Origin of the sequence: Rhizobium sp. Root1220, from assembly GCF_001426265.1 — a bacterium.
In the GTDB taxonomy this organism is placed as follows: domain Bacteria; phylum Pseudomonadota; class Alphaproteobacteria; order Rhizobiales; family Rhizobiaceae; genus Rhizobium.
Genome location: NZ_LMDG01000021.1, coordinates 1 through 24,254 on the forward strand (window position 1 = coordinate 1; position 24,254 = coordinate 24,254).

The window sequence follows — 24,254 nt, forward strand, 5'->3', positions numbered from 1 at the left end:
TTCAGGATAATATTCCCATCTTGTCGGTTGCTTGACTCTCTGCCGCAACAGGAACAGAAACAGAACATCCGCATTTTGTCCAGCATGATGCTGGCCCAATTTGTTTCGCCACACGACCTTGAAGGGAGCCGTGAACGATGACTGCTGCCCGAGAACGGGTGATTTCAGATGTGATCTCCGATTTGCGCGAGCGGATCTCGACGATGGAAGGCGTGTCCGCCAGGAAGGCCGGCTGCCTTGCTTTCGGCGTGCCTGATATCGATGCCGTCCTACCCGGTGGTGGCCTGGCCTATGGCGCCTTGCATGAGTTCGCCGGCGGCGGGGCAGGGACTGTCGATGGTGCCGCGGCCGCACTCTGTGCCGCCGGCATTGCGGCGCGAACCAAGGGCCCGATCGTATGGTGCCTGACCCGGCCCGACCTGTTCTTCCCAGCCCTGGCACAGGTTGGCCTTCATCCCGACCGGGTGATCTTCGTTGAATCAGACAAGGAAGAGGATGTGCTTGCCAACATGGAGGAGGGCTTGGCCTTCGGCGGCCTCGGCGCCGTGGTCGGCGAGCTCGTCCGATTGCCTATGGTCGGCTCCAGGCGGCTGCAGCTTGCCGCGGAACGCACAGGCACGATGGCACTCGCGGTGCGGCGATGGCGACGGCAGACGGAGGCCAACGACTTTGGTCAACCGACCGCCTCGACGACGCGTTGGCGGGTCAGCGTCATGCCGTCCGAGGACCTTCCGGCGCCTGGTGTCGGTCGGGCGCAGTGGTTTTTGGAATTGATGCGCGTGAAAGCGGGCGAGTGTGCCGAGTTTCTCGTAAGGGCATGTGATGACAAGGGTCGTATCGATCTATCTCCCGGATCTGCCGACCGATCGGATCAGACGCGACGATCCGTCCATTCCGGCTGAGCAGGCAATCGCGGTGATCGCCAGGAGCGGTTCGAAACGCTGGGTGTCCTCGGTCGATGCGGCTGCGCGAAAAGCGGGATTGCGTGTTGGCATGCCGGCGGCCAAGGCCCAGGCACTATTTCGCGGATTGATGCTTGTCGATGCTGAGCCTGATGTCGATGCGGCGGCACTTGAGCGGATCACGCTATGGGCGCTGACCCAATATTCACCGATCGTTGCGGTCGATGGCACCGACGGGATTGTGCTTGACACCGGAGGCGCCGATCACCTTCAGGGCGGCGAACTCGCCATGATCATGAAGATCTCCAACCAGTTCCTGGCGCGCAAGCTGACGGCGCGCGTGGCAATCGCCGACACCTGGGGTGCGGCCCATGCCTGCGCGCGGGCAATTGCCCGCGAGACTGTCATCGTGCCGATCGGCAAGACCGTCGCTGCCGTCGAAAAGCTGCCGATCACGCTGTTGCGCCTACCGGAGAAGATTGTCGGCGATCTCCGTACGCTCGGCTTCCAGACGATCGGTGAACTGGCCAATACCCCACGCGCGCCCCTGACACTGCGTTTCGGACCGGAAATCGCCCGGCGCCTCGACCAGATGTTCGGCCGCGTCTCCGAGCCGATTGATCCAATCCGGACGCCAGAGCAGATCGAGGTCGCAAGAGCCTTCGCGGAACCAATCGGTGCTGCCGAGACCATCGACAAATATGTCGGCAGGATGGTCGTCCAGCTGATCGGCGAGCTCCAGAAGCGCGGTCTCGGCGTGCGCCGCGCCGACCTGATCGTCGACAAGGTCGATGGTACCAGGCAGGCGATCCGCGCCGGGACCGCCAAACCGGCGCGTGATGTCGCCTGGCTGACGAAGCTGTTTCGTGACCGGACGGAAAAGATCGAGCCTGGTTTCGGGATCGAGAAGCTGACGCTGGTGGCGGTGATGGCCGAGCCGCTCGAGGATATGCAAAGGGTCTCGTCGCTGGTTGAGGACGAGGTGAGGGATGTCACCCCGCTGATAGACATTTACGGCAATCGCGGACAACGGGTCTATCGTGTGGCGCCGGTTGCCTCCGATGTGCCCGAACGCTCGGTTCAGTGCATTGCCGCCGCCTCTGATCCGCTCGAAGTCGCCTGGGTCGGCCACTGGCGCCGGCCGGTCCGCCTGCTGCCGCGACCGGAACTGATCACGGCCATTGCGCTGATGCCGGACCATCCGCCGGCCTCGATTACCTGGCGCGGCCGGCGACGCAAGGTCAAGCGCGCGGACGGCCCCGAGCGCATCTTCGGCGAGTGGTGGCAACGCGACGTAGAGATGGAGGCAGTCAGGGACTACTTCGTCATCGAGGATGAAGCGGGCGAGCGGCTCTGGGTATTCCGGGCAGGGGACGGTGTCGATCCGGAGACCGGTGACCATCGCTGGTTCATGCATGGGATCTTCGCATGAGCTACGCCGAGCTCCAGGTTACGACCCATTTCTCCTTCCTGCGTGGAGCGTCGTCGGCCGACGAGCTGTTCGTCCGCGCCGAATTTGCGGCCCCCACCGCCGTATGGTTTCGTAAGTGACGACAATGCCGCGCTCTAGGAACATTTCCTCGACCAGCCGCAGGCTCAACGAGAACCGGAAACCCGCCAGACCGCACGGGCGATGATCTGCGGTGGAAAGTGGTGGTCCTTGTAGCTGATGGTCGACTAGGTCATCTCAACCGAATTATCCGCCACTCGTTAAGTTGCCACGACGTCACTTTGCTCTATGCAGCCAAGGACCCGCAGCACAACCACACACTGGTTCTGGAGGAGGCGAGAGGCTGCGCTCCGGCCGTCGCATCGCTCGGGTGGAGCGCGCAATAATGGGAATAATGGGTCAACCAACGTATAGGCCTCGTGGAACCATAGTGCGATTTTCGAAACATCCGGACCTCGGTGCGTTCTCCAATAACAGTCAAAGGTGTCGCGAACATGCTGCAGAGGATCCTCATCGTCTGCCTTGGCGATCGCAGCTATTTCTGCTGTGCCGACCTCGGCCTACGCGGGCATGGGCCAGTTCGTGCCGTTCACCGGATCTGAGGTCTCGTTATCCTTTTCGTATGAGGTCAATCTGCAAGGCCCGCACTTCGAGCGGGTCAGGTTCCTTGTTCCGATGCGAGGCGGGGTGCTGGCCAGGGTGAGATTGTCGTCCCGACCACTGCAAGACTCGATCCTGGTAGCTACACGCTCACATCGAAGACAATGATGGCGGAGGCGGTTGGGACGAGGCCAGTATATCGTTTGGAGTTGGCGAGTGAGACAGCAATTCGGCCGTTGATGCCGATCCTTGACGAGGCAATGCAACCCAAGCATCCAGAGGTGGGTGGCGATGTCAGACCGACACCATCGTGTAAGTGCACCCACCACAAGAGTGATGCTCTCAACCCCGCTGGATGATTTAGAGCGGCTTTTCCACACGCTACGCTTCTTGGACACGGATGGATAGGCGATGTGACGGCACCGCCTCCGAAAGAAACCGACAGATGCGAAGGATTTGTCAGGATGGCTCGGTCAGACCAATTCAAAAGAATTCGCACGGTATTTGCGATCCACCTCGCGAGTCTTGCTGGCGCGGTGGTATCGTGCTGCTTCTGGACCACGGCGTTGGCCGCAGACTTCGAATGTCCACAGGTTGATGATCTTAAAACACCGCCACTCTCGTCTCAAATTATAGGCCTGCTGCCGAAGGGCACAGTTCTAGCTCAACCAGACAGACTTGCTAACGCAATCACGCTGATGAGGGAGCACGGATTATCCTCCGACAACACGATCAACCATCTGATTGCGATGTACTGCCCCGCGATCGCGGCCGAAACCGATCTTTCCGCTCAGGATAAAACCGACCGCGTCCGCGAGTTCGCTGCCGAGGCCTCCCGAATGGTCTTAGCGAACAGTGCTATCCGCGACGTCATATTCAATGTTCCACTGAACTCAATCCTGGCTGAGAACGTCAGAGAACTGGCTGGGCACGCGGGTGTGCCCGTCGAAAATTGGATAGCACGGGTCGTCGCCGCCGCCGTCCAGTAACGGATTAGGCTTGCCAAAAGGTCCGAAGCAATCGCCGTTCTCGTACTGTGCCAGCGACTTTAAAAGGAGAAACCCACATGTCTACAATTTCAGCACCCCGCCCCGAGCCGTCAGTAGCGCACGTCGAAAGGCAATGGGGGTGGTTTGCGGCTCTCGGCGCGGGCCTGTTGATCGCCGGCGGCATCGCCAGCGCCAACCTGTTTGCTTCAACCCTTGCTTCGGTCTTCTACATTGCCGCCATGATGCTAGTCGGCGCAGTCATGCAGATTGTCCATGCGTTCACTTCTCATGACTGGAAGCGCAGGGCTCTCTATCTGCTGACCGGCCTGTTCTATGGCGCCGCCGGAATCCTTGCCGTCTACGATCCGGTCTTTTCTGCCTTGGGTATCACGATCGGGATTGGTGCTCTCCTGGTCGCTTCAGGCGCCTTCCGCACGATATCAGGTTTCGTCGACCGGACAAAAAAAGGCTGGGGGTGGATTGCTGCGAGCGGCCTCCTGACATTCGTCGTTGGTGCTTTCTTACTGTCGCAGCCCTTGGTCGGGCTCTGGTTCCTTGGAGCCCTGCTAACCGTGGACCTCATTTTTCAAGGCTGGGGGTTCCTTGCCTTCGGGCTCGCTCTTCGAGGTCGGAGGCGAGCAAGCCATAGCGCACCGAGGCACGCCTAGCGCCTGCTACTCAAGCCGCGTTCCTCTATGAAAACCTCGAAAGGAATCGAAATGTCGGCTAGCGACTCCGTGATCCACCTCCAAGTTGCGAACACCAGGCTCCAGGATTCAGGAGCGAGCATTGCTCGCCTGACATTGGATTCGATGACGAAGATCGGCGTGTCGAAGGGTGAGGTCCGTCATCTCCACCTCGGTCCACCAGCGCATCGGTCGGCCGGCGACAAATGGCGCGGCACTTCGTGCGGACGGAGGTATAGTACCGACGATCGTTTGATGTTTCTCGGCGGTCACAGGCGACCGATGGCCGAGTTCTATTCAAGGCACAGGCCACACATTCGTGAAGTCGCTTGGGTCCTGCCGACCTTGATGTATCTGTGAAGGGCTGATGTAGGCGTCGGACGCCGCGCTCTCGCTCGCCCAACAGCCCGAACCCTCGTCTGTTCGTTACGCAAGCAACATGGTGTTTGAGATGAATAAGATTGCTTCCGCGACTCGACCTGATTTCTCTATGGGAGTCTCCGTATCCGATATTCCCGAGGGGGGGATGCTGGCCGGCCATGTGGCAGGAACGCCCGCCTTACTGGTGTCGGCTGGCGGCGAGTTCTTCGCAATCGGCGCGAAGTGTACGCACTATGGCGGCTCCTTGGTAGAGGGGCTTCTAGTCGAAAAGGCCATTCGTTGTCCTCTTCACCACGCTTGCTTCAGCGTGCAGACCGGCGAGGTCCTCGGTGCACCAGCTCTAGATAGGCTAAAAACATGGCGTGTCGAGCAACAACGCGGCAGGGTGTATGTCAATGAGGAGCTTCCGGCACCCCCCATAACGAAGCTTGCGTCGCAGCGCCTGCCGAACTCGGTGGTGATCGTTGGGGGCGGAGGGGCTGGACAGGCTGCGGCCGAAACCCTGAGGCGCGAGGGATATCCTGGTCGCATCACGATGTTGGCGAGCGACCCTGCGATCCCATACGATCGCCCAAACCTATCCAAGGACTACTTGGCAGGGCAGGCGAAGCCAGAGTGGATGCCGCTGCGGCCCCATTCATTTTACACTGACAATGGCATCGACTTGCGCACCAACGTCCGAGTGGAAAAGATCGATCGGGACGCACGAGACTTCCGGCTGTCCGATGGGACAAAGCTCGACTACGACGCATTGTTGCTCGCGACTGGGGCCGACCCAGTCCGTCTCCAAGTGCCTGGAGCTTCGCTTCCTCATGTCTGTCAGCTCCGGACCATGAACGATGCGGATAAGCTGATCGGCCTTTCGCGTCAGGCCAAGAATTGCGTCATAGTCGGTGCTGGCTTCATCGGATTGGAGTGTGCGGCTTCCTTGCGTACACGGGGGCTTGCCGTTCATGTCGTCGCTCCTAGCCAACATCCGCTCCAACATGCTCTCGGTGAGGAGCTGGGGGACATGCTTCGACACCTCCACGAAACCAACGGCGTGACATTTCACCTCGGCACAAAAGTTATAGCAATAGAGGCCCGACAAGTGACACTTGCAAATGGCAGCAGGCTGGATGCCGACCTTGTCGTGGTGGGGATTGGCGTTCGCCCTAATGTCGATTTGGCCAAGACCGCGGGCTTGGATGAAGATAACGGTATCATCGTCAACCATCTTCTTGAGACGAGCGACCCGCATATCTATGCGGCCGGAGATGTTGCTCGATGGATCGATCCCAGATCGGGCAGCCGAACGCGGGTAGAACATTGGGTGGTCGCCCAGCGCATGGGCGCTACCGCCGCTCGCAATATTTTAGGGTTGAGGCACCCTTTCGCGGTGGTTCCTTTCTTCTGGAGCCAGCAATACGATGTTGCGGTGAAATACGTGGGCCACGCTGACAGGTGGGACCGTTTGGAAATCGATGGCGACCCCGCCACCCACGATTGCGCCGTCAGCTATTGGCAAGAAGGATCCAAGTTGGCTGTAGCCACCGTCGGTCGAGATCTCCAAAGTTTGGAGTCAGAAGCCACGCTAGAAGAGTGTCTTAAGCGAGCGCGTTAACGTGCTGTCGCCAGCTAGCTGTTTCAACTTGACCTTGCCCCGTTGAAATAATCCATTTTGAAGTAAGCTCTGGCCCATCGAGAGGACCAGAGAATGAAGCGCAACCGTTTCACAGACGAACAGATCATCGGCATTCTGAAGGAGCACGAGGCGGGCACGCCGGTCTCGGAGCTTTGCCGCAAACACGGCGTCAGCGATGCCAGCATTTATAATGTATGGTCCGCCTCGTCCGTGCAAGGGTACGCGACATCGTAAATGACGATTCCAGTTGCATAAATGTATCCGGCCTCTCGCGAGTGGGCTGCGGTTGCAGCCAGGCCATGATGAGATCCGCACATGCCGTTCCCAATAAATGGTCCGGGCACGAAGCCCGCTTTTTTGCACAGGACTTACGGCATGTTGATCCACTGTTTCGTCATCACTATTCCCGAGCCAAGAGCGTTAGGTGAATGCAGGATCTCTGCGTTCGTAGAGCGCTCCAGGCTTGGTCAGGACGACCCAGACAATCCGGGCCATTTTGGCGGCAAGTGCGACGACAGCTTTGTTCGGGTGCATTCGGGCTTGGAGACCATCCAGCCAACTTCCCAGGCGATCTCTTGTGCGGTCGAGATGTCGAAAGCAGGATCGAGCTCCATGAACGAGGAGCTTGCGAACATAACGGTTTCCCCGCTTGCTGATGCCGAGGAGCTTCTGCTTCCCGCCGGTTGAGTATTCCCGAGGGACGAGAACCAGCCATGCAGCCAAGTCGCGAGCCTTGTGGAACTTGCCCTCCACTGCCAACCGCTGCAAGAAGTGCAGTGGCTCCCAAGGCTCCAATGCCGGGAATTGTCATGAGTCGTCGAGCCACATCCTCTCGATTAGCTGTAGCTTCGATCTCGCGTGTGACGTTACCAATGCGTTTTTCCAATTGGCGCAGATCGGCGAACAGATCTGCGAGCAGCTTGCGCATCGCTGAGGACAAATCGTTTGACTCGTCTTCGAGAACCAATGGTAGGTCGAGCTTAAACAGACCTGCGCCTTGGCGTAGAGCGATCCCGTATTCCAGGCAGAAAGCCCGCATTTGATTGATCAGGCGTGTTCTCGTGCCTATCATCTGATCCCGCATGTCCGACATCAGCGCCCTTGAGACAGAAGTGGCTTAATTGAGAAGAGAGGATTTTCGGCTCATCGTAGCTCATTCAAAGGAAGCGAAGATGAGACAGAAAACCGGGCCGCAGACATCGGCGGCCGAAAAGACGATCAAAGACATTCGGTGCGCCACGCGCAAGCAGCATTCATCGGAGGAGAAAATCCGCATCGTGCTGGAAGGCTTACGTGGCGAGGACAGCATTGCCGCGATTTGCCGCCGCGAAGGGATCGCCGAGAGCCTGTATTATAGCTGGTCGAAGGAATTCCTCGAAGCGGGCAAGAAGCGCCTTGCAGGCGACACCGCCCGTTCGGCGACCAGCGATGAAGTAAAAGCACTGCGCCGTGAAAGCCGTGACCTGAAAGAGGCGTTGGCCGACCTCACCCTGGAAAACCGCCTGCTTAAAAAAAGCATGACCGGGCATGGGGGCGACGAGGAATGAGATATCCCGCCATGGAAAAGCTTGAGATCATCCGGTTGGTCGAGCAGTCACATCTTTCAGCCAGGCAGACACTCGACAAGCTCGGCGTTCCCCGCCAGACCNTTTGAGGCCGCCGTGTATGAGACGCGACGGCGCGGCACCGGGCATGGGGGCGACGAGGAATGAGATATCCCGCCATGGAAAAGCTTGAGATCATCCGGTTGGTCGAGCAGTCACATCTTTCAGCCAGGCAGACACTCGACAAGCTCGGCGTTCCCCGCCAGACCTTCTATCGCCTCCTCTCGGTGATGCAACGCATCACCTGCCGGGCAAAGGGTATGACCGGTTCCAGACCCACGGTGTCGAGGGGCTGGAGGACCGGACATCCGCGCCGTCACGGGTGTGGAACCGTATTCCCTGCCCGGCTTTTCGATCTTCCAGAAAATGCCCTTACCGTTCGGTACCGCATCGGCCTCCCGGCAACGCATCACCTGCCGGGCAAAGGGTATGACCGGTTCCAGACCCACGGTGTCGAGGGGCTGGAGGACCGGACATCCGCGCCGTCACGGGTGTGGAACCGTATTCCCTGCGATGTCAGGGATCGCATTATCACCATGGCGCTGGATCATGCCGATCTGTCTGCACGCGAGCTGGCGGTGAAGTTCACCGATACGGAAAGCTATTTCGTCTCAGAGGCTTCGGTCTATCGCCTCCTCAAGGCCCACGACCTGATCACCTCGCCTGCCTATATCGTCATCAAGGCCATATTTCGTCTCAGAGGCTTCGGTCTATCGCCTCCTCAAGGCCCACGACCTGATCACCTCGCCTGCCTATATCGTCATCAAGGCCAATGACGAGTTCAAGGACAAGACCACGCGTCCGAACGAGATGTGGCAGACCGACTTCACCTATCTGAAGGTTATCGGTTGGGGCTGGTTCTACCTGTCGACCATCCTCGACGATTTCTCCCGCTACATCATCGCCTGGAAGCTGTGCACCAGCATGAAGGTGGACGACGTCACCGACACGCTCGATCTGGCGCTGGCCGCCTCAGGCTGCGATAAGGTCAAGGTCGAACACCGGCCACGCCTGCTGTCCGACAACGGCCCGTGTTACGTCGCCTCCGATCTCGGCGAATGGCTGGAGAAATACAAGATCGCCCAAGTTCACGGTGCTCCCGGCCATCCGCAAACGCAGGGCAAGATCGAACGCTGGCACCAGACGTTGAAGAATCGCATCCTGCTGGAAAACTACTTCTTCCAGGAAGACCTCGAGAACCACCAAGCCAAAGCGGCTTAAATCAATCCGCAAACCGAGCCGGAAACTCCACTCTTCCAGAGCCCAAAAAGTCTCAATTCATTCGACGACGGACAGTGATAACAGGCAACAGTCATGGAACTTAAGGGTCCGTCATCCGCCGATGGCGGACCTATTTCATTGATGGTGTAAGAAAAAAGCCCAGCGCTGGAAAACCAACACTGGGCTTATCATTCCCCACCGATGCCCGGCGCCGCCTCGTACGACACCGGGACATTTCCCCCCCCGACGATTGAGGTTGGTCGTCGGCCGAGCGACACACAGGGGTGCGCTTGTGGTTCAACGGAAAGCGGGAATTGTTCCGAAACTCAAAGAAAGAGCCCGGAGGTCCCGGGCTCTTTTTTGACTGGTCGATGGAGTCGGGGCCAGTCAGGATGCGATGAGACTGGGGATGCTCATCGCGAAAAGAAAACGCGTGGGAGAGGGAAAGGCTCCCTGCAGTAACAAGAAAAAGCCCGGCGAGGGTGGGACCTTACCGGGCCCTTGTTCGACTGGCGTTTGAGGGCAACCAATCGATGCAACACGTGCGCGTTGCTACGGTTAACCAAGGCGCAACGGAAAGGTTCCCTAGCGCCAGTAACTTTGGAAAGGGCTGGCCTTGCGGCGGTCGCTATGTTCGACCGAGGCTTTGAGCGAGTCGGCGATCTTCTTGGCGCTGCGCTGTTTGAAGACGCCGCCTTGCAGGTCCATCGTGTCGCTGTTGTCAGTGACATCCTGCGACCCTTTCTGTTTGGATTTCTTCTTCGACATGAGCGTTCCTCCACAGAAGAAACGGCGCCACTGTCGTGACGCCGTGTCATATCAATGATGAGCTTGGTGCTCGTTGCGCTTGCGAGTGGCTGCAGCCTTCTTGGCTGAGGCCGAGCGTTCGTCCTTGGTTCGCGCCGCAGCCGCTGCGCCGCCCTTGCGTCCGCCCTTTTCGGACGAGGCGTGGTTTTCGGCATGGCCGCGACCGGAGCCGGACTTATTGCCGCCGCCACTTTCCTTGTTGACGGTGGCCCATGCGCGACGTTCGGCCTCCTTCTCGGAAACGCCACGATCCTCGTAGCCTTCCTCGATATGCTCGGCCTTGCGCTTCTGCTTGTCAGTATATGCGGATTTGTCGCCCTGTGGCATGGTACATCTCCTCTTGCTTCGATGAAGACAAGAAAACGATGTCTCACCGTCAAAGTTCCTCAACTGGGCGCCCGTGAGATCGACGGTGAACATGTCGATCAGATTCGGCGCCACGACCGCCCAGCATATTCTGGTCTGTGCCAGCCTTGCAGGAGGAGCAGAGGCGGTCCGCTCACCTTGAGCAACGCGTTGTCGAGGCCTCCGATGACCGCGGAAAATGTCGTCGCTATGTGGGCTCAGGTTAGGCGACGGCGCTACGAGCCTGCTCGGAATGCTTTCCCTCTGCGAACTCCTCAATGATTTTCGCACAGAACGCGGGCAAGTCGTCCGGCTTCCGGCTCGTAACCAGTCCGTTGTCGGTGACCACTTCCTTGTCCACCCAGGTTCCACCAGCGTTTTCGATGTCTTTCCGGATCGACGAGTAGGACGTCACCGTGCGACCTTCCAGGACGTCTGCTTCCACCAGCAGCCATGGACCATGGCAGATGACGCCGACGGGCTTCGCCTGCTCAAAGAATGACCGGACGAACGAAACGATGTCGACGTCGGCTCGCAGCTTATCCGCGCCGACGCATCCACCTGGAATGACAAGGCCGTCGAAGTCGCTTGCGGCGACATCCGTCACCTTCTTGTCGACTGTATAGGAGCTACCGGGGTCGAGGTCACTGTTGTTGGTTTTCGCTTCGCCAGCTTCGATGCCGACGACGACAACCGTCGCGCCGGCTGCTTCGACAGCGTCCTTGGGCTTCTTGAACTCGGGCTCTTCGGTGCCGCGGGGTGCGATGAGGATCGCAATCTTCTTGCCTTCGAGAGTCATTGTTGTCTTCCTGATTGTTAAGATGACGACCGTAAGGTCACCAGGACAAAACCCTTTCTGGAGGTCGAAGTTCCCAGCTACGATCATCCATAAAAGCTCTACCCCCAAGGCCTGGTCTGGAGCAGATCGACTTCGTTTTCTCGAAATCCGTCGCATCGCGCAACTCAGGACAAGAGGTCACGAATTTAAAGGGCAGCTTCAACCGATCGTGGAACAGTACGCGTCGTTCTAGCGCTCGAACCCCTGTTCCGGACCTCGGGGTCTAGGAGTTCGTTGTCGGCCAGCCATTTGGTCGGGTCGCTTCACAACATCATGCTGATAACCTCAGGCGAACCTACCCTTTTCTCTGCTTACCCGAGCTCCTCGGCTAAGCCGATGAGAAGACCCTCGGGTCCGCGGATGTAGCAGAGCTTGTAGACATTCTCATATCGGACGACATCGCCGACCAGCCGGGCGCCGTGTGCGCGCAGCCTCTCAACGGTGTCCTCGACGTCATCGACTGTAAACATGGCTCGGAGATACCTGAGGGCGTTCACCGGAGCGTTCCGATGATCCGCGACGATTTCAGGTCTGAGGAAGCGCGAAAGCTCCAGCCGGCTGTGCCCGTCCGGCGTGCGCATCATGGCGATCTCGACGTGCTGATCGCCCAGACCTGTGACACGACCGGCCCATTCGTCCTCGATCGTCGCGCGGCCTTCGAGTTCGAGGCCCAGCTCTTGGAAAAAGCCTATCGCCACTCCAAGATCTTCGACGACGATCCCGATGTTGTCCATTCGCTTGAGCGCCATCTTTAGCCTCTTTGGGTTTTCGGTCCAATTTCCTTCCAGGACGTTGTTGAACCATCGGCCCCGACATCGCTATCGAAATCTTTAGGGAAATTTCGGATGGCGTCACCCTCATCAGCCTTCGGGCTGTTATTGCTGTTGTTTGCCGCATATGGTCGGCGCTGCGCTAGATGGCTTGGCCGTTTGGCGTCCAAAAATGCATTGATTGACGGGGCGTATATGTCGATTTCCAACGACCAGCAACACGAGGGCCAGGCGCAGCTTCGTCTGCGACAGCTGGAGGCCGATATCGAAGCTGCGCAGCACGGACATAATGCTGCAGCCTTTCTTGCGGCGATCGTCGAGTCCTCTGACGATGGGCGTTGGTGCATCGGTCGATAAATAAACGGGTTACAGTCTTTGATACCATGTTTATGCGGTATCTATCACGCGTCGGACGGATTTCGGGCGCGCGCATGCCAGCATTCGATTGAGGCTGGAGCAACTGATGGCGACTTCCGTCTGTTGCGCGGCGAATGAGCGTGCCCTCAGTCGGTGCCCAATGATCAACTTATAGCGACCGATCGCGGTCTCGACCAAAGATCGCTTGCCGTAGTCGGTGGCAGCCTGCCATTTCATCCGCCCATCGTTGTTGATCGCCGCGATATGACGGTCTCGTTGACAGGAGAGATCGGTGTCTGGCCGTTTCGCCGCATTGGCGCGTGGCGGAATGACCACCGCAGCACCCGCGCTATGCTTGGTGGCGGCGTCATAGGTTGGATTGCCGTCATAAGCCCCATCGGCCGTGAACTGGCCGATGGGGTCGTCGATCTGGTCGAGCAGCGTTTCCACCTGTGAGGCGTCGCCGGCATTCTGGTCAGTCATGACGTGTGCGATGATCTCGCCGCTGTCGGCATCCAATGCCAGATGCAGTTTCCGCCATCGCCGACGGGACTTGACGCCATGTTTTTCTTCCAGCCATTGACCGGCGCCGTAGACCTCCAACCCAGTACTATCGACCAGAACGTGAAGTGGACGCTCAGGCAGAGGCTGACGATTGCTACGCCTGGTGGGCGGACTCCTACTCTGCCCAGTTCGTCACCTTGAACTTCATCTTGCCGAGGTGATGACGGCGAGCGGCGTTATGTTTGTGTGGCATCGATGATCAATCAAGCTGCTTTCGATTGCAGCTACGTAGGCGAGAACTGTTGAAATTTGATTCGTGCACCAACGCCACGCTGTAATAGACCAGCTGAGGATATGCGCGGGCCAACCACTTTCTCGGCGGTCGATATACCTCACCAGGAAACACGGTGACGCCGACAGGAACTTGNACGCTGTAATAGACCAGCTGAGGATATGCGCGGGCCAACCACTTTCTCGGCGGTCGATATACCTCACCAGGAAACACGGTGACGCCGACAGGAACTTGAATCGGGGACAGTTTCGCACCCGCAACCGTGTTTTCCCAATAGATGCGTCCGCTCGATGGTCCCGTATTGGTCAGCCAGTAGAGGGTGATGTTGTCGAGTATCGCGTCCTTCGATAGAGCCTTTTCCGGCTCCCCACGAATAAACACCCAATCNTGAATCGGGGACAGTTTCGCACCCGCAACCGTGTTTTCCCAATAGATGCGTCCGCTCGATGGTCCCGTATTGGTCAGCCAGTAGAGGGTGATGTTGTCGAGTATCGCGTACGACGCACACTACTCGCTAACGTTGCCCGTTCTGCGCAGTCTTATTCGAAACCGAGGTCGGCAAGCAGAGCGTTCAAAGAGTGCTCCACGGCTCGCACCCTGCGCAGGCCATCCGCGTCGATCGTCACCGCAAGTTTTGCAGCGGGCATTCCCTTTGTGTAGCTGGCCCACTTCGCTGTCAGAGCGGTCAGCGCAAGCGCTGTTGACTGAGGCTGAAGTTGCTGAGCGTTCGGCAGATGCCTCAACAATAAGGCTTCATGGCAAGGTTGCTGCCAAATGATTGTAAATCCTGCGTCTTGTGCGAGTTTTAACGCCTGCTGGTCGCGGAGTGGAGCTTGGCCTCGTTTGTCGGTATCCATGAGCACATAGGCTGCGGCGTAGTCCCCACCTTTTTTCACGCCCTGTTTCTTTTTCTTCTCCGCAAGCTCCACGAGCGCAAGCGGATCGCCGCCGCCCGGCCTCAGCAAGACCGTGTCGAGAAAAAAGTCGGTCTTTTGCTGCCCCACGATGCGGGCGAGCAGCGCGCCGTAACTCTGCTCGCTTTCACCTTCGCAACCAAGGAATATCCGCTTGCGCTGCGGGATTGTGATGCGACGCTTCATCCGATTTGTGGCACAGCACCGAAGCTGCCCCCCAGATATTTCCTGTAATAGTTGTCGGAACGGCGAACGGATTGGATGTCGCGCAAGCCGTAGATCGTGGTTTTTCCCTCATGATCCTTGTCGCAGAACAAGACCTCTTCCTTCAAAAGATCCTCAAGGAGCGAGGGTGTATGGCACGTCATCCAGAGCTGTGCATTGTGTGGGTTCCGGACGGGGTCGTAGAACCAACGCAGGATTTCGGGGAGAAGGAGCGGGTGAATTGTCGCGTCGAGCTCGTCGAGTACCGCGATCCCGCCGCTTTGTAGTGCTTCAAGGATAAATGGATAGAGACGGATAAACTGCCGCGTTCCATGGCTCTCATAGACAATCGGCATGGGTAGTGCCAATCCTTCATGCTCGAACAGCGCGACCGGGCCGTTGTTTCCCTGTTCGATCCTCATTTCCCGGATACCCACGTCGATTCGCTGGATCTCGCGGTTGAAAATCGCGACCAGATCCGGGTTGGCGGCATAATGACGGATGGCTGCGTCGTCTGACCCGTCATATTTTTCGACAAGAATGTTCGAAACCAGCAAGCTCGCCGCACGCCAGAGCTGTTGCGAATAACCGTGTTCCAGCTGCGCGAGGGTCGCAATAACACTCGCGTCTGCCCGCAGGACCTTTTCAAGTGCCTGGCGATATCCAGACAGGCCGAATGCTTTCGAAGCGATCACCTCACCGGCTGAGTTGCGTTCGAACAGACGTACTTTTCGGGTTGCGGACGATGGCCAGTAGTAGAGAGCTTCGCTCTCGACAAACTGCTTGCCGGCCTTTCCGCCAATGACAAGCTCATATCGATAGCGACATTGGGCTGCTCCGGCTAATCCGGCGTGCTCAATGTTTTCGACACCGCTAAGCTGAATCGCCAAACGTGTCGGAGCATTCAGCATCTCTTCGGAATTAAAACGGTCGAATGGCATGCGGCTGCCCCGCGCAGCCGAGAAGCTGTCCTTGACGAACCATCTGATAAACGAAAGTGCCTTGAGTACGGTCGATTTGCCAGACGCATTGGGGCCAAAGATCGCCACCACTTTTGGCGCTTCTTCGCGTGCGCCGAGCCATAGTGGAGCAAACCGACCCGGTTCTTCGGGCGCATTGGCAGCCACCGTCAGATCGATGATCTGAGGATCGTGGATCGAGTAGAAGTTTTCGATCTCTAAACGATGAAGCATGTTGAAAATCGCCATTTGTTTCATTCAGATGCCAATCTAAAAGAGCACTTCGACAGGATTTTGTCAAACATCGCCCTTAAAGCTAGCATCATCCGATTGTGGACGACCAACGTGGAGGATCGCAGATCGCTCGATGAGCTTTCCGGTTACGTTACGGCTTACGATTTGGCCGATCCACATTTCCGGCAGACGATTGCGGGATCCACCGGCCGCTGCGCCTGGAAAGGCTGTTTTGCCGGCAAGACATATGTCTGCATCGTGCCTTTGGCCGCTTTCCGATTTCTGAGCCAAAGCATCTTAAGAAGGAATTGGGCATACCAGCTGCAGCGGAACCGCGAAAGCCGTTCGCCTCCCGCAAGACCGGTTAAGAGGGTTGCCGCAAGAGGCTTAGCATCGCGACGGCAAAGCCGTAAACCGGGACCGACAGCCCCCGGCGCGTGGGGCCGCTCTGGACCAACGTTTGCGAAGATCGGCTGACCTTCGGCACGCGCGCGTATAACCCAGTGGACTGTAGCCCAGCCGAGAAAGCCCGTCTCAGCCGCTTTTTAGTAGCGCGGGCACACTGGCGAGAAGGCTTTTTAGCTCCGGCTCAAAAAACAGCGGCAGATGCTCTTGGACGGGAAACCGCTTCACAACACGTTGGCCCTTCTCGGGAAATTTCCGCTCAAGATGGCGTTGGTGCACGAATCAAATTTCAACAGTTCTCGCCTATGTAGCTGCAATCGAAAGCAGCTTGATTGATCATCGATGCCACACAAACATAACGCCGCTCGCCGTCATCACCTCGGCAAGATGAAGTTCAAGGTGACGGGGTCTGCGCCAACGTGGCAGTCTGACCCTTTGGATAACGTCGGAGGCTGTTGAAGGTTGGGCGGCACGACGACGCAAGACAAGAGGAGGCCAGCCGCGCTATTCCGATCTCGCCATCCAGACGGCGCTGACGCTGGGCCTGGTGTTCGGACTTCGGCTGCGGCAGACCGAAGGATTTTTGAGCTCCGTGCTTGTGCTGATGGGGTTGGATCTGCCAGCGCCTGACCACACAACACTCAGCCGTCGGGCGAGAACCTGGAGTCCGCCCACCAGGCGTAGCAATCGTCAGCCTCTGCCTGAGCGTCCACTTCACGTTCTGGTCGATAGTACTGGGTTGGAGGTCTACGGCGCCGGTCATGGAGCCGGTCTCGGCACGCAATGCGGNGGAGTCCGCCCACCAGGCGTAGCAATCGTCAGCCTCTGCCTGAGCGTCCACTTCACGTTCTGGTCGATAGTACTGGGTTGGAGGTCTACGGCGCCGGTTGAGTTCAGACGTCAAAGCTGACCGCCCTGTTCCACCGGTTCGCCGGATTTGGAAACGATCGTGGATCCGTACGGCTCGCGGGACGAAATAATCAGCGCGTAATTGGGTAACGGACGGGCTAGATCCTTGGCCTCATCCCACGGCGCCCGCATCAAGATGTCCGTCTCTTCCTTCGTCAGCAACAAGACCGGCATAGCCTTCTCATGGATCGGCTTCACCAGGTCGTTGGGATCTGTGGGTCAAGAATCCGTAGAGATCATCGGTAGTGAGACCATCCCTGACCTTTCGGACGTCAAGACTTTGAAATGCTCTCGCGTGCCCAATTGGGGCGAGGTAGGTTGTTCTGGGATCGCACCACAGGAGTACATGGACGAACACGTTTCGGATCCTTGCAGTAGCGGCTACGGCGCGGCAAAACGGGATGTAATGCCCGGCGTCGAACATCGATCGCACAAAGGGCTGAACAATCGTGCGGAGAATTCTCACGTGCCGCTTCGAAAACGAGAGCGGATGATGCAGGGGTTTCGATCCGTCGGAGGTTTGCAACGTTTCATCTCGGTCTTTTCAGCAGTCCGAAATCTTTTCGTCGCGCCGCACCAAAAGCGCTCAGCCATGGCTACCCACATTCATCGCATCCGCGCATAGCGCATTGGAAAGTGGTGACGGGAGCGATTGCCTGAGTTCACCGACAAGCGACTTTACGGCCGTTGATCAAACAACGTGTCATCGCCAAACGCGCCTATGCGGGATGTTCAAATTGAACGCACAATCAAGTGCAGCAGAACAAGTTAAACAAAAAGCTAGAGCATCTCTTAACCTATTCACGGTGGAGCGGCTAGCTGATTTATTCTCCTATTGCGCGAGTTTTCACGGTCCCGTACAGCTTGTGTTCAGAACTCGTTCCATCACGGACCGGAGTGACATCAGAACGGCAATCCATGTCTCGCCAGCCGGGCGGAGGCGTAGGTTTTGTCGGGAACGTATCGCAGCTTTTTAGTCAGCACTGAAACGAATATTTCCGCTGTTCTCGGAACCGCGGCAAAGGAGACGCTATGCCGACGATACGTAGCAGGCAAATCGATCAATTTCGGCGGGAGCGAGAGACACACGAGCGCAGGTGTGACGAGATCCGTCACGATCTTGATGGGATGCGCCAACGACGAGACGAAACCCAAGAAAGACAGGCTCGGGAACGCATCAATCACGAGATAGCGGAAGCCGAGCGGAGCCTCAAGGAGCACGAGAAGCTCGCCAGGGCTCATGGCGAGATGGAAAGCGCGCTCACTGCCGCTGCGCTCGCTGATCCTACAAGCCGGCAGCAGGTCATGCCAGATCTAGCTCAGGCGCTTCCTTTTATTCGTTTGCCATTGGAGCTCCGAGTGGAAACGATCGGCTATATGAGGCCTCAAGATGTTGTAAATCTGCGGACGGCGAACCAGGAGGCAAAGACGGCTGTCGATGCCGCCATTCTCAAGATGGCTGAGTGGCGCGGATTTGTGGATGCCGAGGAACGAGTATTCGATCCTCAGAGCGTCCAACAAGATCCAGGAAGAATCTTGGCGCTCTGGGCTGCAGAGCGGATCAAGATTACCAGTGGACCTCAGTTGGAGGCGTATGACGAGCACCTTACGGACGACCACTTCCGGGAAACCTACACGGGTCTGATGGATAGCGTCCTGCAAGCCGGACAACTCAACGTCTTTCCAGATGTTATGGGCGGGCCAATTGACGTAGCGAAGATCATTTCGCCGTTTAACGTGGCCCACATACACTACCTGCACAACGAAGAGCGGCTGGAGTGGAAAGACGACAACGGTTGGTGCACCTTGCCATCCGACTACGCACTCGATGCATGGCAAATTATAACTCGTATCGTGACTGGTGAAATTCAGCGGAGAGCGAGAAGCTGATATGATAGCCGCCGATGAAAGCTTCCTCATCAGGACTGTTACACAACCAGGTTCCGAGAATAAAACTGAAACGATAGTTGCCACGCAGATTGTTGCCACCAAACCCGTAAGAATTACGCAGTCGCCGAACCAAAAGGGCGATGGGGTTCTCAATATCGCATGCACGTCGGATCTCGACGTCCACGCCAACACCGTCGAAATATCGGGGCCGCTCGTGCTGCCGGGACGCAAAGTGAGAATCGTTGCAAGGCACCTCATCTTCACGTCCAAGGATGAAGCCATTATCGATGTGACGCCTCGGGCCAAGGAAACTGGCAATCGGTTGCCGGCCGCGGACGTCTCCCCTGCTAAGGCAGGATTGGGACTCCTTGACATAGACCTGGACCGCGTTGGAGCGGACGGAGTGCAGGGCCTGACGGGAGCCGCCGGGGACCACGGTGATGATTCAGACTCCATTAGCATCGTGGCCGAGAGCGTCACAGTCGCAAGCGGCACCCTGAAACTGTTGGCAGACGGTGGCCCTGGAGGTCCGGGGCAAAAGGGTGGCAAGGGCCAGGACGGCGGTGAGGGTGAGAGACGCAAGATGCAAATGACCAGCCAGATCGGCCCTCGCGGTGGGAACGGTGGTCCCGGGGGTGTTGGTGGCGTTGGAGGCAAAGGCGGAAAAGCCGGTCCGATCATGTTCCTTTATCGACAATACCAAGAGGGACCGTCACAAGCTTCGTCGCAGCCGAGACCATGGCTCAAGGTCAGTACTCTGCCGGGTCCCGATGGAGCGCCAGGCAAGGGTGGAGATGGCGGCGGTGCCGGGCTTGGGGGAATTAACCGAAAAGGCAACGGTAGAGGTCAGAGTGGCGGACCAGGTCCTGCGGGGGCCGAAGGTGGATTTCCGCAGTTTGACCGAGCGATGCTTTTTGAACCACAATTTCTCCAGACGATTTGTCTTGCCCAAAAACCGGATGCATTCGCCCCGTTTGTTCGTCTGGAATTCATTTCGCAGCTGCTCGGCTATGCCGAAAGGCTATATATATCGTCGGATTTCGCGGCGGCTTCCGACCTGTTGCTGGAGGCGAGAGAGATCTACGAATGGATATGCGACGTCTTGCGCCCGTATTCAGGGCCCGCGACGGAAATCGGTGCGGCAGGGGACTATTGGGCTGGCAGCTTTCCCTTGGACCGTGGCAACGATAAAGCCTACGATCTCGCAGCTGTTGACGTCGGCGGACGTGTTGCAGCAAGAGATCCCTTCGAAAAACAACAGCTGTCGGCGATCTACTATAGGGCTCTCGCTGCACTGACCAATATGGCGCAGCTTCGGGACTACTTCGGCTACTCGAGGACTTACGTCCCAAGAGCGTCGCGACGCATCTTCGAGTCGATAGTGCCTGCTCTCCTCGACCATTTGACGGCAATTGAGCCCCTGTATCAGAGATACTTCGAGAAGCAGGAAGCAACCGCTCTTCAAAAGGCGGACACACAAACGCTCATTTCCTTGTCACAGGAAAACCTCCAGTTGCTCGCCAGCGAAACGGAGGAGGTGCGAAAGCAACTCTCTTCTACTCTGGATGATATTCGCGCCTCGGAGCGCATCGTCGCTGATGCAAAGTCGTGGCTGCTCGCTGTTATGGACGACTTCAAGAAACAGGTGGAAGCCTCCTTCAGTTTGGACCTCGCACAGATCTTCGGTATTCTGGAACAACTTGCATTCACGCCGACTGGGGCGTCGGGGATCGAACAGATACTACGTGCCTCTATGCTAACGGCACAAACCGGCCGCGCGCTCGACGCTTTCCGCTCTGCGTTTGACGAGATCTCCGATGCGCAAGGCATCAAACGGTCAAAGCGATACATCGTGCGGGCGATCAGCCATCTCGAGAAGACCATCACCACGTTGAAGGACGGCTCACAGTTTCTCGGTGGGTCAGTGTCCGTGGACGAGGACGCGATGTCGCTTGTCTTCACGTCCGAAAACCAGCTGTCCACTTTGCTAGATCAATGCGCGGACTTCTCAGGTGCCGACGAGGTACGAAAACGTCTGGACACCTATGCCAACGCCATCATCACACGAAACCAACATGTCTTGGAGTTTAATGGTCGGGCCTCGCAGTTTGTCGCGCTGATAAAGCGGACAGAATCGCAAACGGAGCAGCAGAACGACCTGAAGTCGTCACTCGAGCGCGCCGACGCTGAAACGATCGAATTGTTCTCCGAACTCGGATTCCTGGCGAGATTGTACAGCGACACCAAGTTCCTGACGATAAAATACATCAATCTGCTGTCCCGGTGCTATCGGGCAGCCTACCTCTGCGACGCTCCTAGCAACCTACCTCGCTCCTTCGCCGGTCTATCGGGTCGCATCTCAACGCAGTTGCTGAGACAGGAGTTATTGAAGCTTTCCGCCGCCTTGCCGAGAGAGCTGGAACGGGCCTCGACGGAACCGGCGACATGGCCGAGGAACGGCTCCGACGGTCGGTCGACCTATCGCTACTTCTACCGCTTCGAGGAGCCAGCTGCCCTTTCCGCCTTGAGGGCTGCTGGAAAGGCTCAGTTTAAGATTCCGCTCGTCACCCGTGTCACACAGGAGGGGCGATCCCCGCTCGCCGGGAAAGCGAATGTAAAAGTGACTCATATTCGGGCCTGGATAAAAGGCATAACCACGAAATCTGGCCACGTCGCTGCACGCCTGACGCACCTCGGTCCGGAACAATCCCAGTCGATCGAGAACACGACGTTTGAATTCGTCCACGCACCGGTGACGATCGAGTTCAAATATGATGCGACCCACGCAGATACGGCCGCTTGGGCTGCTACCGCGCCAACACCGGATCTGCCCGCAGATGCCATCAAGAATGTCACTCCTTTGGTTCCTTCCGAGGATTCCATCCTCGACGGCGACACCAGCCTTTGGCGGCCCGACTCCGATTTGACCCCCATCAGTCCCTTTGCTGTATGGGATATCGAGATCGTCCGAGAACATGCGGAAGGGGTCGATCTTAGCGGACTGACAGCGCTGTGGATTGAATTGGCTGGGACCAGCCTCCCGTTCAAGGAACGATCTTAGGTCGCCAGCGATATTTTGGGGGCGGAGGCCACGGTGGGGGCCTCATCACCAGATGTACTAAGCCCGGGTTTGCTTGAACGAAACCTGGAGTTGTCACGTTATCGAGCGGTGATTGAACTATGCCCGCGGCTCTCTGAGATCATGTAACTGCGCCCGTCACAGCTCTCCAATGCGCTATTGCGTGGATGCGGTGAATGTGAGTTGCCAGGGCGGATCGTTTGTGACGCGGGGGTGACGAAGAGATTTCGAAGCGCCGAGACGATCGAGATGAACCGCTGCAAGCTTCCGGCTGATCGGAAACCCTGCATCGTGCGTTCCCGTTTTCGCAGCGGCAGATGAGAATTTTCCCCTCGATTGTTGAGGCCCTTGTGCGATCGATGTTCGACGCTCGGCCTCATCCGCACTGGTCGTGGCTCGGTTCGAATGTGTGTAATGGCGAGACTGTAGATGCCCACGGTTTCCCTCCTGTCCTGGCGCTTTCATCCCCGCAGCTTCGCATGGAGAGGCACCCCGACTTGTCATGCGAACGCACGACAGCGGACAACAGTTTGCAAAGGGAAATGGAATAACCGATGAGGACCGTCAAAGATCGGCATCACGTCGAATATGCGTTCGCGAAAGTTCCGAGTTTCCGCCTTGAATCGCAGACTTTGCAAGGTAGAATGGCGCGATGCTGAAAACCGATACCCGCCAGGCGAACTGGCGTCGGGCCAACCCCGCCAAATACGATGCTCACCTTGCCGTGCAGCGCGCTGTGAAGGCAGGCGAGTTGGAAAAGCAGACATGTGAAGTCTGCGGGGGCAACGCTGTTGATGCCCATCATGACCAATACGACGAGCCTTTGAGGGTCCGGTGGTTGTGCCGACGACATCACACCAGGCTTCATCACTACGGCGAGGACCTGTTTCCGATCAGGAACACGGTGAACCTCTCAGACTGATCCTCAGCCGGCAACGGCGGAGTTCTGTGGCTCACCAACCTCAACCGCATGCCCATCGGGATCGTAGAAGCGGAACACGCGCTGCCTCCATGGCTGCCGCTCGACAGGATGGATCAAATCGGGCGATGTCACGTTGTTTGATCAACGGCCGTAAAGTCGCTTTTCGGTAAACTCATGCAATTGCAGCGGTCACGGCTTTCCACTGCGCCATGGCGCGGATGCGATGAATATGGGTGGCGAGGGCTGAGTGTCTCTGGTGCGGCGCGACGAAAAGATTTCGGACTGCTGAAAAGACCGAGATGAAACGTTGCAAACCTCCGACGGATCGAAAGCCCTGCATCATCCGCTCTCGTTTTCGAAGCGGCACGTGAGAATTCTCTGCGCGATTGTTAAGGCCCTTGTGCGATCGATGTTCGACGCCGGGCATCACATCCCGACTTGCCGCTCCGTATGAGCGCAGTTTGTCGGTGATGATGCGCTTCGGTGACAGGTCCTGCTTCTTCAGCAGCCTGACCAGCAATCGCTTGGCAGCCTTGGTATCGCGGCGAGCCTGGACGATCTCGTCGAGAACGTAGCCGTCCTGGTCGACCGCGCGCCAAAGCCAATGTTTTTGACCGCCGATGGAAATCCTGCCGCCGGAACGGAAGACCTGTGGCGGGGGTGAGATATCTTCATGCGACTGCTGCGGGCGTCGCGCTGTCATCGAGGAAGATTGCTGCGGGATCTGTGAGGAATGTCTGTCTCCCTGATCAACCTTCCGAGTGATCGACTTGATCCGCAATCAGACGCTATTCCGCCGCTTGGGGTAGACGGTAGGCTTCGAGCGGCTCAACCGGGGCGATGATCTCGAAATCCCCGATCATGTGATGCTGGTCGGATCCCGGGACCGCCAGTGTCCAGAAGTCAGGAGCTTCGCCAAAGATCGTGGAAACCTGAATGATCGTCGTCCGGCCGCCTGCATACTTGTTTGATCGAGCCCAATAGAACCCGCCTGGAACCAAACTCTTCATAACGCCTACTCCCTACGCTATGACCGCACGATACCAGAAAAACGAAAGATGACTAACGCTCGTATCCGGACTTCCACAGTGTCGAGGGTTCGAACTCCTTCACCTATAGACGTACTTGGCCTGTGCGAAAGACAGGCCAAGCGACTTCTCTCAGAGAATGGTGACGTTCTCAGCTTTCGACTTGCCCGTCTTGCGGTCCTGACCGACGTCGAAGCTTACCTTCTGGCCGTCCTGAAGCGAGCCGCCAAAACCGACAGCGGAGATGTGAACGAAGACATCAGGTCCGCCGTTGTCAGGGGTGATGAAGCCAAAGCCCTTGTCCTGGGCGAAGAATTTTACAATGCCAGTTGCCATGGTG

General features: G+C 57.7%; 17 protein-coding genes and 15 pseudogenes. 16 read left to right on the plus strand and 16 right to left on the minus strand.

Annotated features, from left to right (window positions below; genetic code table 11):
- The first annotated feature begins 137 nt into the window (after positions 1–137).
- From ASC90_RS14270 to ASC90_RS30280, 3 genes are read left to right on the plus strand one after another with little or no spacing between them, the layout of a single operon-like run.
- Entirely contained in the window at positions 138–902 is a 765-nt protein-coding gene (locus tag ASC90_RS14270; RefSeq protein WP_056541494.1) for an ImuA family protein, read from the plus strand.
- Positions 823–2,334, plus strand: a complete 1,512-nt coding sequence (locus ASC90_RS14275) for a DNA polymerase Y family protein (protein WP_056541498.1) — start codon at positions 823–825, stop codon at positions 2,332–2,334. Before ASC90_RS14270 ends, ASC90_RS14275 begins: the two co-directional genes overlap by 80 nt.
- Positions 2,331–2,453 (plus strand): hypothetical protein, encoded by a 123-nt coding sequence (locus tag ASC90_RS30280; RefSeq protein ID WP_280138327.1) that lies wholly within the window; start codon positions 2,331–2,333, stop codon positions 2,451–2,453. Before ASC90_RS14275 ends, ASC90_RS30280 begins: the two co-directional genes overlap by 4 nt.
- Here ASC90_RS30280 and ASC90_RS28265 read toward each other — a convergent pair.
- A pseudogene (locus ASC90_RS28265) lies at positions 2,419–2,573 on the minus strand (IS6 family transposase); the annotation flags it as partial. The gene ASC90_RS30280 and the pseudogene ASC90_RS28265 overlap by 35 nt on opposite strands.
- A gap of 843 nt (positions 2,574–3,416) precedes the next feature.
- Here ASC90_RS28265 and ASC90_RS14280 point away from each other — a divergent pair.
- The 4 genes and pseudogenes from ASC90_RS14280 to ASC90_RS14300 all read left to right on the plus strand — a co-directional run.
- Positions 3,417–3,941: a hypothetical protein gene (locus tag ASC90_RS14280; RefSeq protein ID WP_056541501.1), complete on the plus strand. Its 525-nt coding sequence runs from the start codon at positions 3,417–3,419 to the stop codon at positions 3,939–3,941.
- 77 nt (positions 3,942–4,018) lie between these two features.
- Entirely contained in the window at positions 4,019–4,609 is a 591-nt protein-coding gene (locus ASC90_RS14285) for an HdeD family acid-resistance protein (RefSeq protein ID WP_056541504.1), read from the plus strand.
- 469 nt (positions 4,610–5,078) lie between these two features.
- Positions 5,079–6,611, plus strand: a complete 1,533-nt coding sequence (locus tag ASC90_RS14295) for an apoptosis inducing factor family protein (RefSeq protein WP_056541551.1) — start codon at positions 5,079–5,081, stop codon at positions 6,609–6,611.
- Between the two features lie 93 nt (positions 6,612–6,704).
- A pseudogene (locus ASC90_RS14300) lies at positions 6,705–6,821 on the plus strand (transposase); the annotation flags it as partial.
- A 231-nt stretch (positions 6,822–7,052) separates the two neighbouring features.
- Here ASC90_RS14300 and ASC90_RS28270 read toward each other — a convergent pair.
- Positions 7,053–7,716, minus strand: a pseudogene (locus ASC90_RS28270) (IS110 family transposase); the annotation flags it as partial.
- Positions 7,717–7,804: 88 nt separating this feature from the next.
- On the opposite strand from ASC90_RS28270, the pseudogene ASC90_RS29995 reads away from it, so the two are divergent.
- From ASC90_RS29995 to ASC90_RS14320, 3 pseudogenes are all read left to right on the plus strand, one after another.
- Positions 7,805–8,280, plus strand: a pseudogene (locus ASC90_RS29995) (transposase); the annotation flags it as partial.
- A gap of 1 nt (position 8,281) precedes the next feature.
- Positions 8,282–8,576 (plus strand): annotated as a pseudogene (locus ASC90_RS30000) (helix-turn-helix domain-containing protein); the annotation flags it as partial.
- Between the two features lie 82 nt (positions 8,577–8,658).
- A pseudogene (locus ASC90_RS14320) lies at positions 8,659–9,433 on the plus strand (DDE-type integrase/transposase/recombinase); the annotation flags it as partial.
- Between the two features lie 621 nt (positions 9,434–10,054).
- Here ASC90_RS14320 and ASC90_RS28280 read toward each other — a convergent pair.
- From ASC90_RS28280 to ASC90_RS14340, 4 genes and pseudogenes are all read right to left on the minus strand, one after another.
- Positions 10,055–10,225, minus strand: a pseudogene (locus tag ASC90_RS28280) (DUF3175 domain-containing protein); the annotation flags it as partial.
- Between the two features lie 51 nt (positions 10,226–10,276).
- Positions 10,277–10,591 (minus strand): hypothetical protein, encoded by a 315-nt coding sequence (locus ASC90_RS14330; protein ID WP_056541516.1) that lies wholly within the window; start codon positions 10,589–10,591, stop codon positions 10,277–10,279.
- A gap of 241 nt (positions 10,592–10,832) precedes the next feature.
- Positions 10,833–11,408, minus strand: a complete 576-nt coding sequence (locus ASC90_RS14335) for a type 1 glutamine amidotransferase domain-containing protein (protein WP_056541519.1) — start codon at positions 11,406–11,408, stop codon at positions 10,833–10,835.
- 350 nt (positions 11,409–11,758) lie between these two features.
- Positions 11,759–12,196 (minus strand): VOC family protein, encoded by a 438-nt coding sequence (locus ASC90_RS14340; RefSeq protein ID WP_056541524.1) that lies wholly within the window; start codon positions 12,194–12,196, stop codon positions 11,759–11,761.
- 216 nt (positions 12,197–12,412) lie between these two features.
- Between ASC90_RS14340 and ASC90_RS28865 the strand changes: the two genes are divergently transcribed.
- Positions 12,413–12,574: a hypothetical protein gene (locus tag ASC90_RS28865; RefSeq protein ID WP_156392952.1), complete on the plus strand. Its 162-nt coding sequence runs from the start codon at positions 12,413–12,415 to the stop codon at positions 12,572–12,574.
- 30 nt (positions 12,575–12,604) lie between these two features.
- Here the strand turns inward: ASC90_RS28865 and ASC90_RS14350 are convergent.
- The 4 genes and pseudogenes from ASC90_RS14350 to ASC90_RS14360 all read right to left on the minus strand — a co-directional run bounded on the left by ASC90_RS14350 (position 12,605) and on the right by ASC90_RS14360 (position 15,696).
- Positions 12,605–13,331, minus strand: a pseudogene (locus ASC90_RS14350) (IS5 family transposase).
- A gap of 175 nt (positions 13,332–13,506) precedes the next feature.
- A pseudogene (locus tag ASC90_RS30005) lies at positions 13,507–13,757 on the minus strand (epoxide hydrolase); the annotation flags it as partial.
- Between the two features lie 152 nt (positions 13,758–13,909).
- Positions 13,910–14,470, minus strand: coding sequence for an RloB domain-containing protein (locus tag ASC90_RS14355; protein ID WP_056541529.1), 561 nt, complete (start codon positions 14,468–14,470; stop codon positions 13,910–13,912).
- Positions 14,467–15,696, minus strand: a complete 1,230-nt coding sequence (locus tag ASC90_RS14360) for an ATP-binding protein (RefSeq protein WP_244480391.1) — start codon at positions 15,694–15,696, stop codon at positions 14,467–14,469. Before ASC90_RS14360 ends, ASC90_RS14355 begins: the two co-directional genes overlap by 4 nt.
- Positions 15,697–16,428: 732 nt before the next feature.
- Between ASC90_RS14360 and ASC90_RS28290 the strand changes: the two are divergent.
- Positions 16,429–16,875, plus strand: a pseudogene (locus tag ASC90_RS28290) (transposase); the annotation flags it as partial.
- Positions 16,876–16,986: 111 nt separating this feature from the next.
- Here the strand turns inward: ASC90_RS28290 and ASC90_RS14365 are convergent.
- Positions 16,987–17,281 (minus strand): annotated as a pseudogene (locus ASC90_RS14365) (SOS response-associated peptidase); the annotation flags it as partial.
- 96 nt (positions 17,282–17,377) lie between these two features.
- Between ASC90_RS14365 and ASC90_RS14370 the strand changes: the two are divergent.
- The 3 genes and pseudogenes from ASC90_RS14370 to ASC90_RS29135 form a co-directional block, all read left to right on the plus strand.
- Positions 17,378–17,655 (plus strand): annotated as a pseudogene (locus ASC90_RS14370) (DDE-type integrase/transposase/recombinase); the annotation flags it as partial.
- A gap of 372 nt (positions 17,656–18,027) precedes the next feature.
- Positions 18,028–18,885 carry a hypothetical protein gene (locus tag ASC90_RS14375; RefSeq protein ID WP_056541533.1) on the plus strand — a complete coding sequence of 286 codons (858 nt, stop codon included), beginning with the start codon at positions 18,028–18,030 and terminating at the stop codon, positions 18,883–18,885.
- 1 nt (position 18,886) lies between these two features.
- Positions 18,887–21,946: a hypothetical protein gene (locus ASC90_RS29135; protein WP_056541536.1), complete on the plus strand. Its 3,060-nt coding sequence runs from the start codon at positions 18,887–18,889 to the stop codon at positions 21,944–21,946.
- Positions 21,947–22,085: 139 nt separating this feature from the next.
- Here the strand turns inward: ASC90_RS29135 and ASC90_RS28295 are convergent.
- Positions 22,086–22,344 (minus strand): annotated as a pseudogene (locus ASC90_RS28295) (DDE-type integrase/transposase/recombinase); the annotation flags it as partial.
- A 272-nt stretch (positions 22,345–22,616) separates the two neighbouring features.
- Here ASC90_RS28295 and ASC90_RS28300 point away from each other — a divergent pair.
- Positions 22,617–22,886 (plus strand): hypothetical protein, encoded by a 270-nt coding sequence (locus tag ASC90_RS28300; protein WP_082519922.1) that lies wholly within the window; start codon positions 22,617–22,619, stop codon positions 22,884–22,886.
- Positions 22,887–22,889: 3 nt separating this feature from the next.
- Here the strand turns inward: ASC90_RS28300 and ASC90_RS28305 are convergent.
- The 4 genes and pseudogenes from ASC90_RS28305 to ASC90_RS14400 form a co-directional block, all read right to left on the minus strand.
- A pseudogene (locus tag ASC90_RS28305) lies at positions 22,890–23,006 on the minus strand (glyoxalase/bleomycin resistance/extradiol dioxygenase family protein); the annotation flags it as partial.
- A gap of 52 nt (positions 23,007–23,058) precedes the next feature.
- A pseudogene (locus ASC90_RS14390) lies at positions 23,059–23,514 on the minus strand (DDE-type integrase/transposase/recombinase); the annotation flags it as partial.
- A 160-nt stretch (positions 23,515–23,674) separates the two neighbouring features.
- Positions 23,675–23,896, minus strand: coding sequence for a hypothetical protein (locus ASC90_RS14395; protein WP_056541544.1), 222 nt, complete (start codon positions 23,894–23,896; stop codon positions 23,675–23,677).
- 150 nt (positions 23,897–24,046) lie between these two features.
- On the minus strand, positions 24,047–24,250 hold the full coding sequence (locus ASC90_RS14400) for a cold-shock protein (RefSeq protein WP_056541548.1): 204 nt from the start codon (positions 24,248–24,250) through the stop codon (positions 24,047–24,049).
- Positions 24,251–24,254: the final 4 nt, after the last annotated feature.

Excerpts from the sequence above, each read along its gene's own strand:
- ASC90_RS14270 (WP_056541494.1), top strand. The coding sequence starts at position 138 with ATGACTGCTGCCCGAGAACGGGTGATTTCAGATGTGATCTCCGATTTG.
- ASC90_RS14275 (WP_056541498.1), top strand. The coding sequence starts at position 823 with ATGACAAGGGTCGTATCGATCTATCTCCCGGATCTGCCGACCGATCGG.
- ASC90_RS30280 (WP_280138327.1), top strand. The coding sequence starts at position 2,331 with ATGAGCTACGCCGAGCTCCAGGTTACGACCCATTTCTCCTTCCTGCGT.
- ASC90_RS14280 (WP_056541501.1), top strand. The coding sequence starts at position 3,417 with ATGGCTCGGTCAGACCAATTCAAAAGAATTCGCACGGTATTTGCGATC.
- ASC90_RS14285 (WP_056541504.1), top strand. The coding sequence starts at position 4,019 with ATGTCTACAATTTCAGCACCCCGCCCCGAGCCGTCAGTAGCGCACGTC.
- ASC90_RS14295 (WP_056541551.1), top strand. The coding sequence starts at position 5,079 with ATGAATAAGATTGCTTCCGCGACTCGACCTGATTTCTCTATGGGAGTC.
- ASC90_RS14330 (WP_056541516.1), bottom strand. The coding sequence starts at position 10,591 with ATGCCACAGGGCGACAAATCCGCATATACTGACAAGCAGAAGCGCAAG.
- ASC90_RS14335 (WP_056541519.1), bottom strand. The coding sequence starts at position 11,408 with ATGACTCTCGAAGGCAAGAAGATTGCGATCCTCATCGCACCCCGCGGC.
- ASC90_RS14340 (WP_056541524.1), bottom strand. The coding sequence starts at position 12,196 with ATGGCGCTCAAGCGAATGGACAACATCGGGATCGTCGTCGAAGATCTT.
- ASC90_RS28865 (WP_156392952.1), top strand. The coding sequence starts at position 12,413 with ATGTCGATTTCCAACGACCAGCAACACGAGGGCCAGGCGCAGCTTCGT.
- ASC90_RS14355 (WP_056541529.1), bottom strand. The coding sequence starts at position 14,470 with ATGAAGCGTCGCATCACAATCCCGCAGCGCAAGCGGATATTCCTTGGT.
- ASC90_RS14360 (WP_244480391.1), bottom strand. The coding sequence starts at position 15,696 with ATGGCGATTTTCAACATGCTTCATCGTTTAGAGATCGAAAACTTCTAC.
- ASC90_RS14375 (WP_056541533.1), top strand. The coding sequence starts at position 18,028 with ATGCCGACGATACGTAGCAGGCAAATCGATCAATTTCGGCGGGAGCGA.
- ASC90_RS29135 (WP_056541536.1), top strand. The coding sequence starts at position 18,887 with ATGATAGCCGCCGATGAAAGCTTCCTCATCAGGACTGTTACACAACCA.
- ASC90_RS28300 (WP_082519922.1), top strand. The coding sequence starts at position 22,617 with ATGCTGAAAACCGATACCCGCCAGGCGAACTGGCGTCGGGCCAACCCC.
- ASC90_RS14395 (WP_056541544.1), bottom strand. The coding sequence starts at position 23,896 with ATGAAGAGTTTGGTTCCAGGCGGGTTCTATTGGGCTCGATCAAACAAG.
- ASC90_RS14400 (WP_056541548.1), bottom strand. The coding sequence starts at position 24,250 with ATGGCAACTGGCATTGTAAAATTCTTCGCCCAGGACAAGGGCTTTGGC.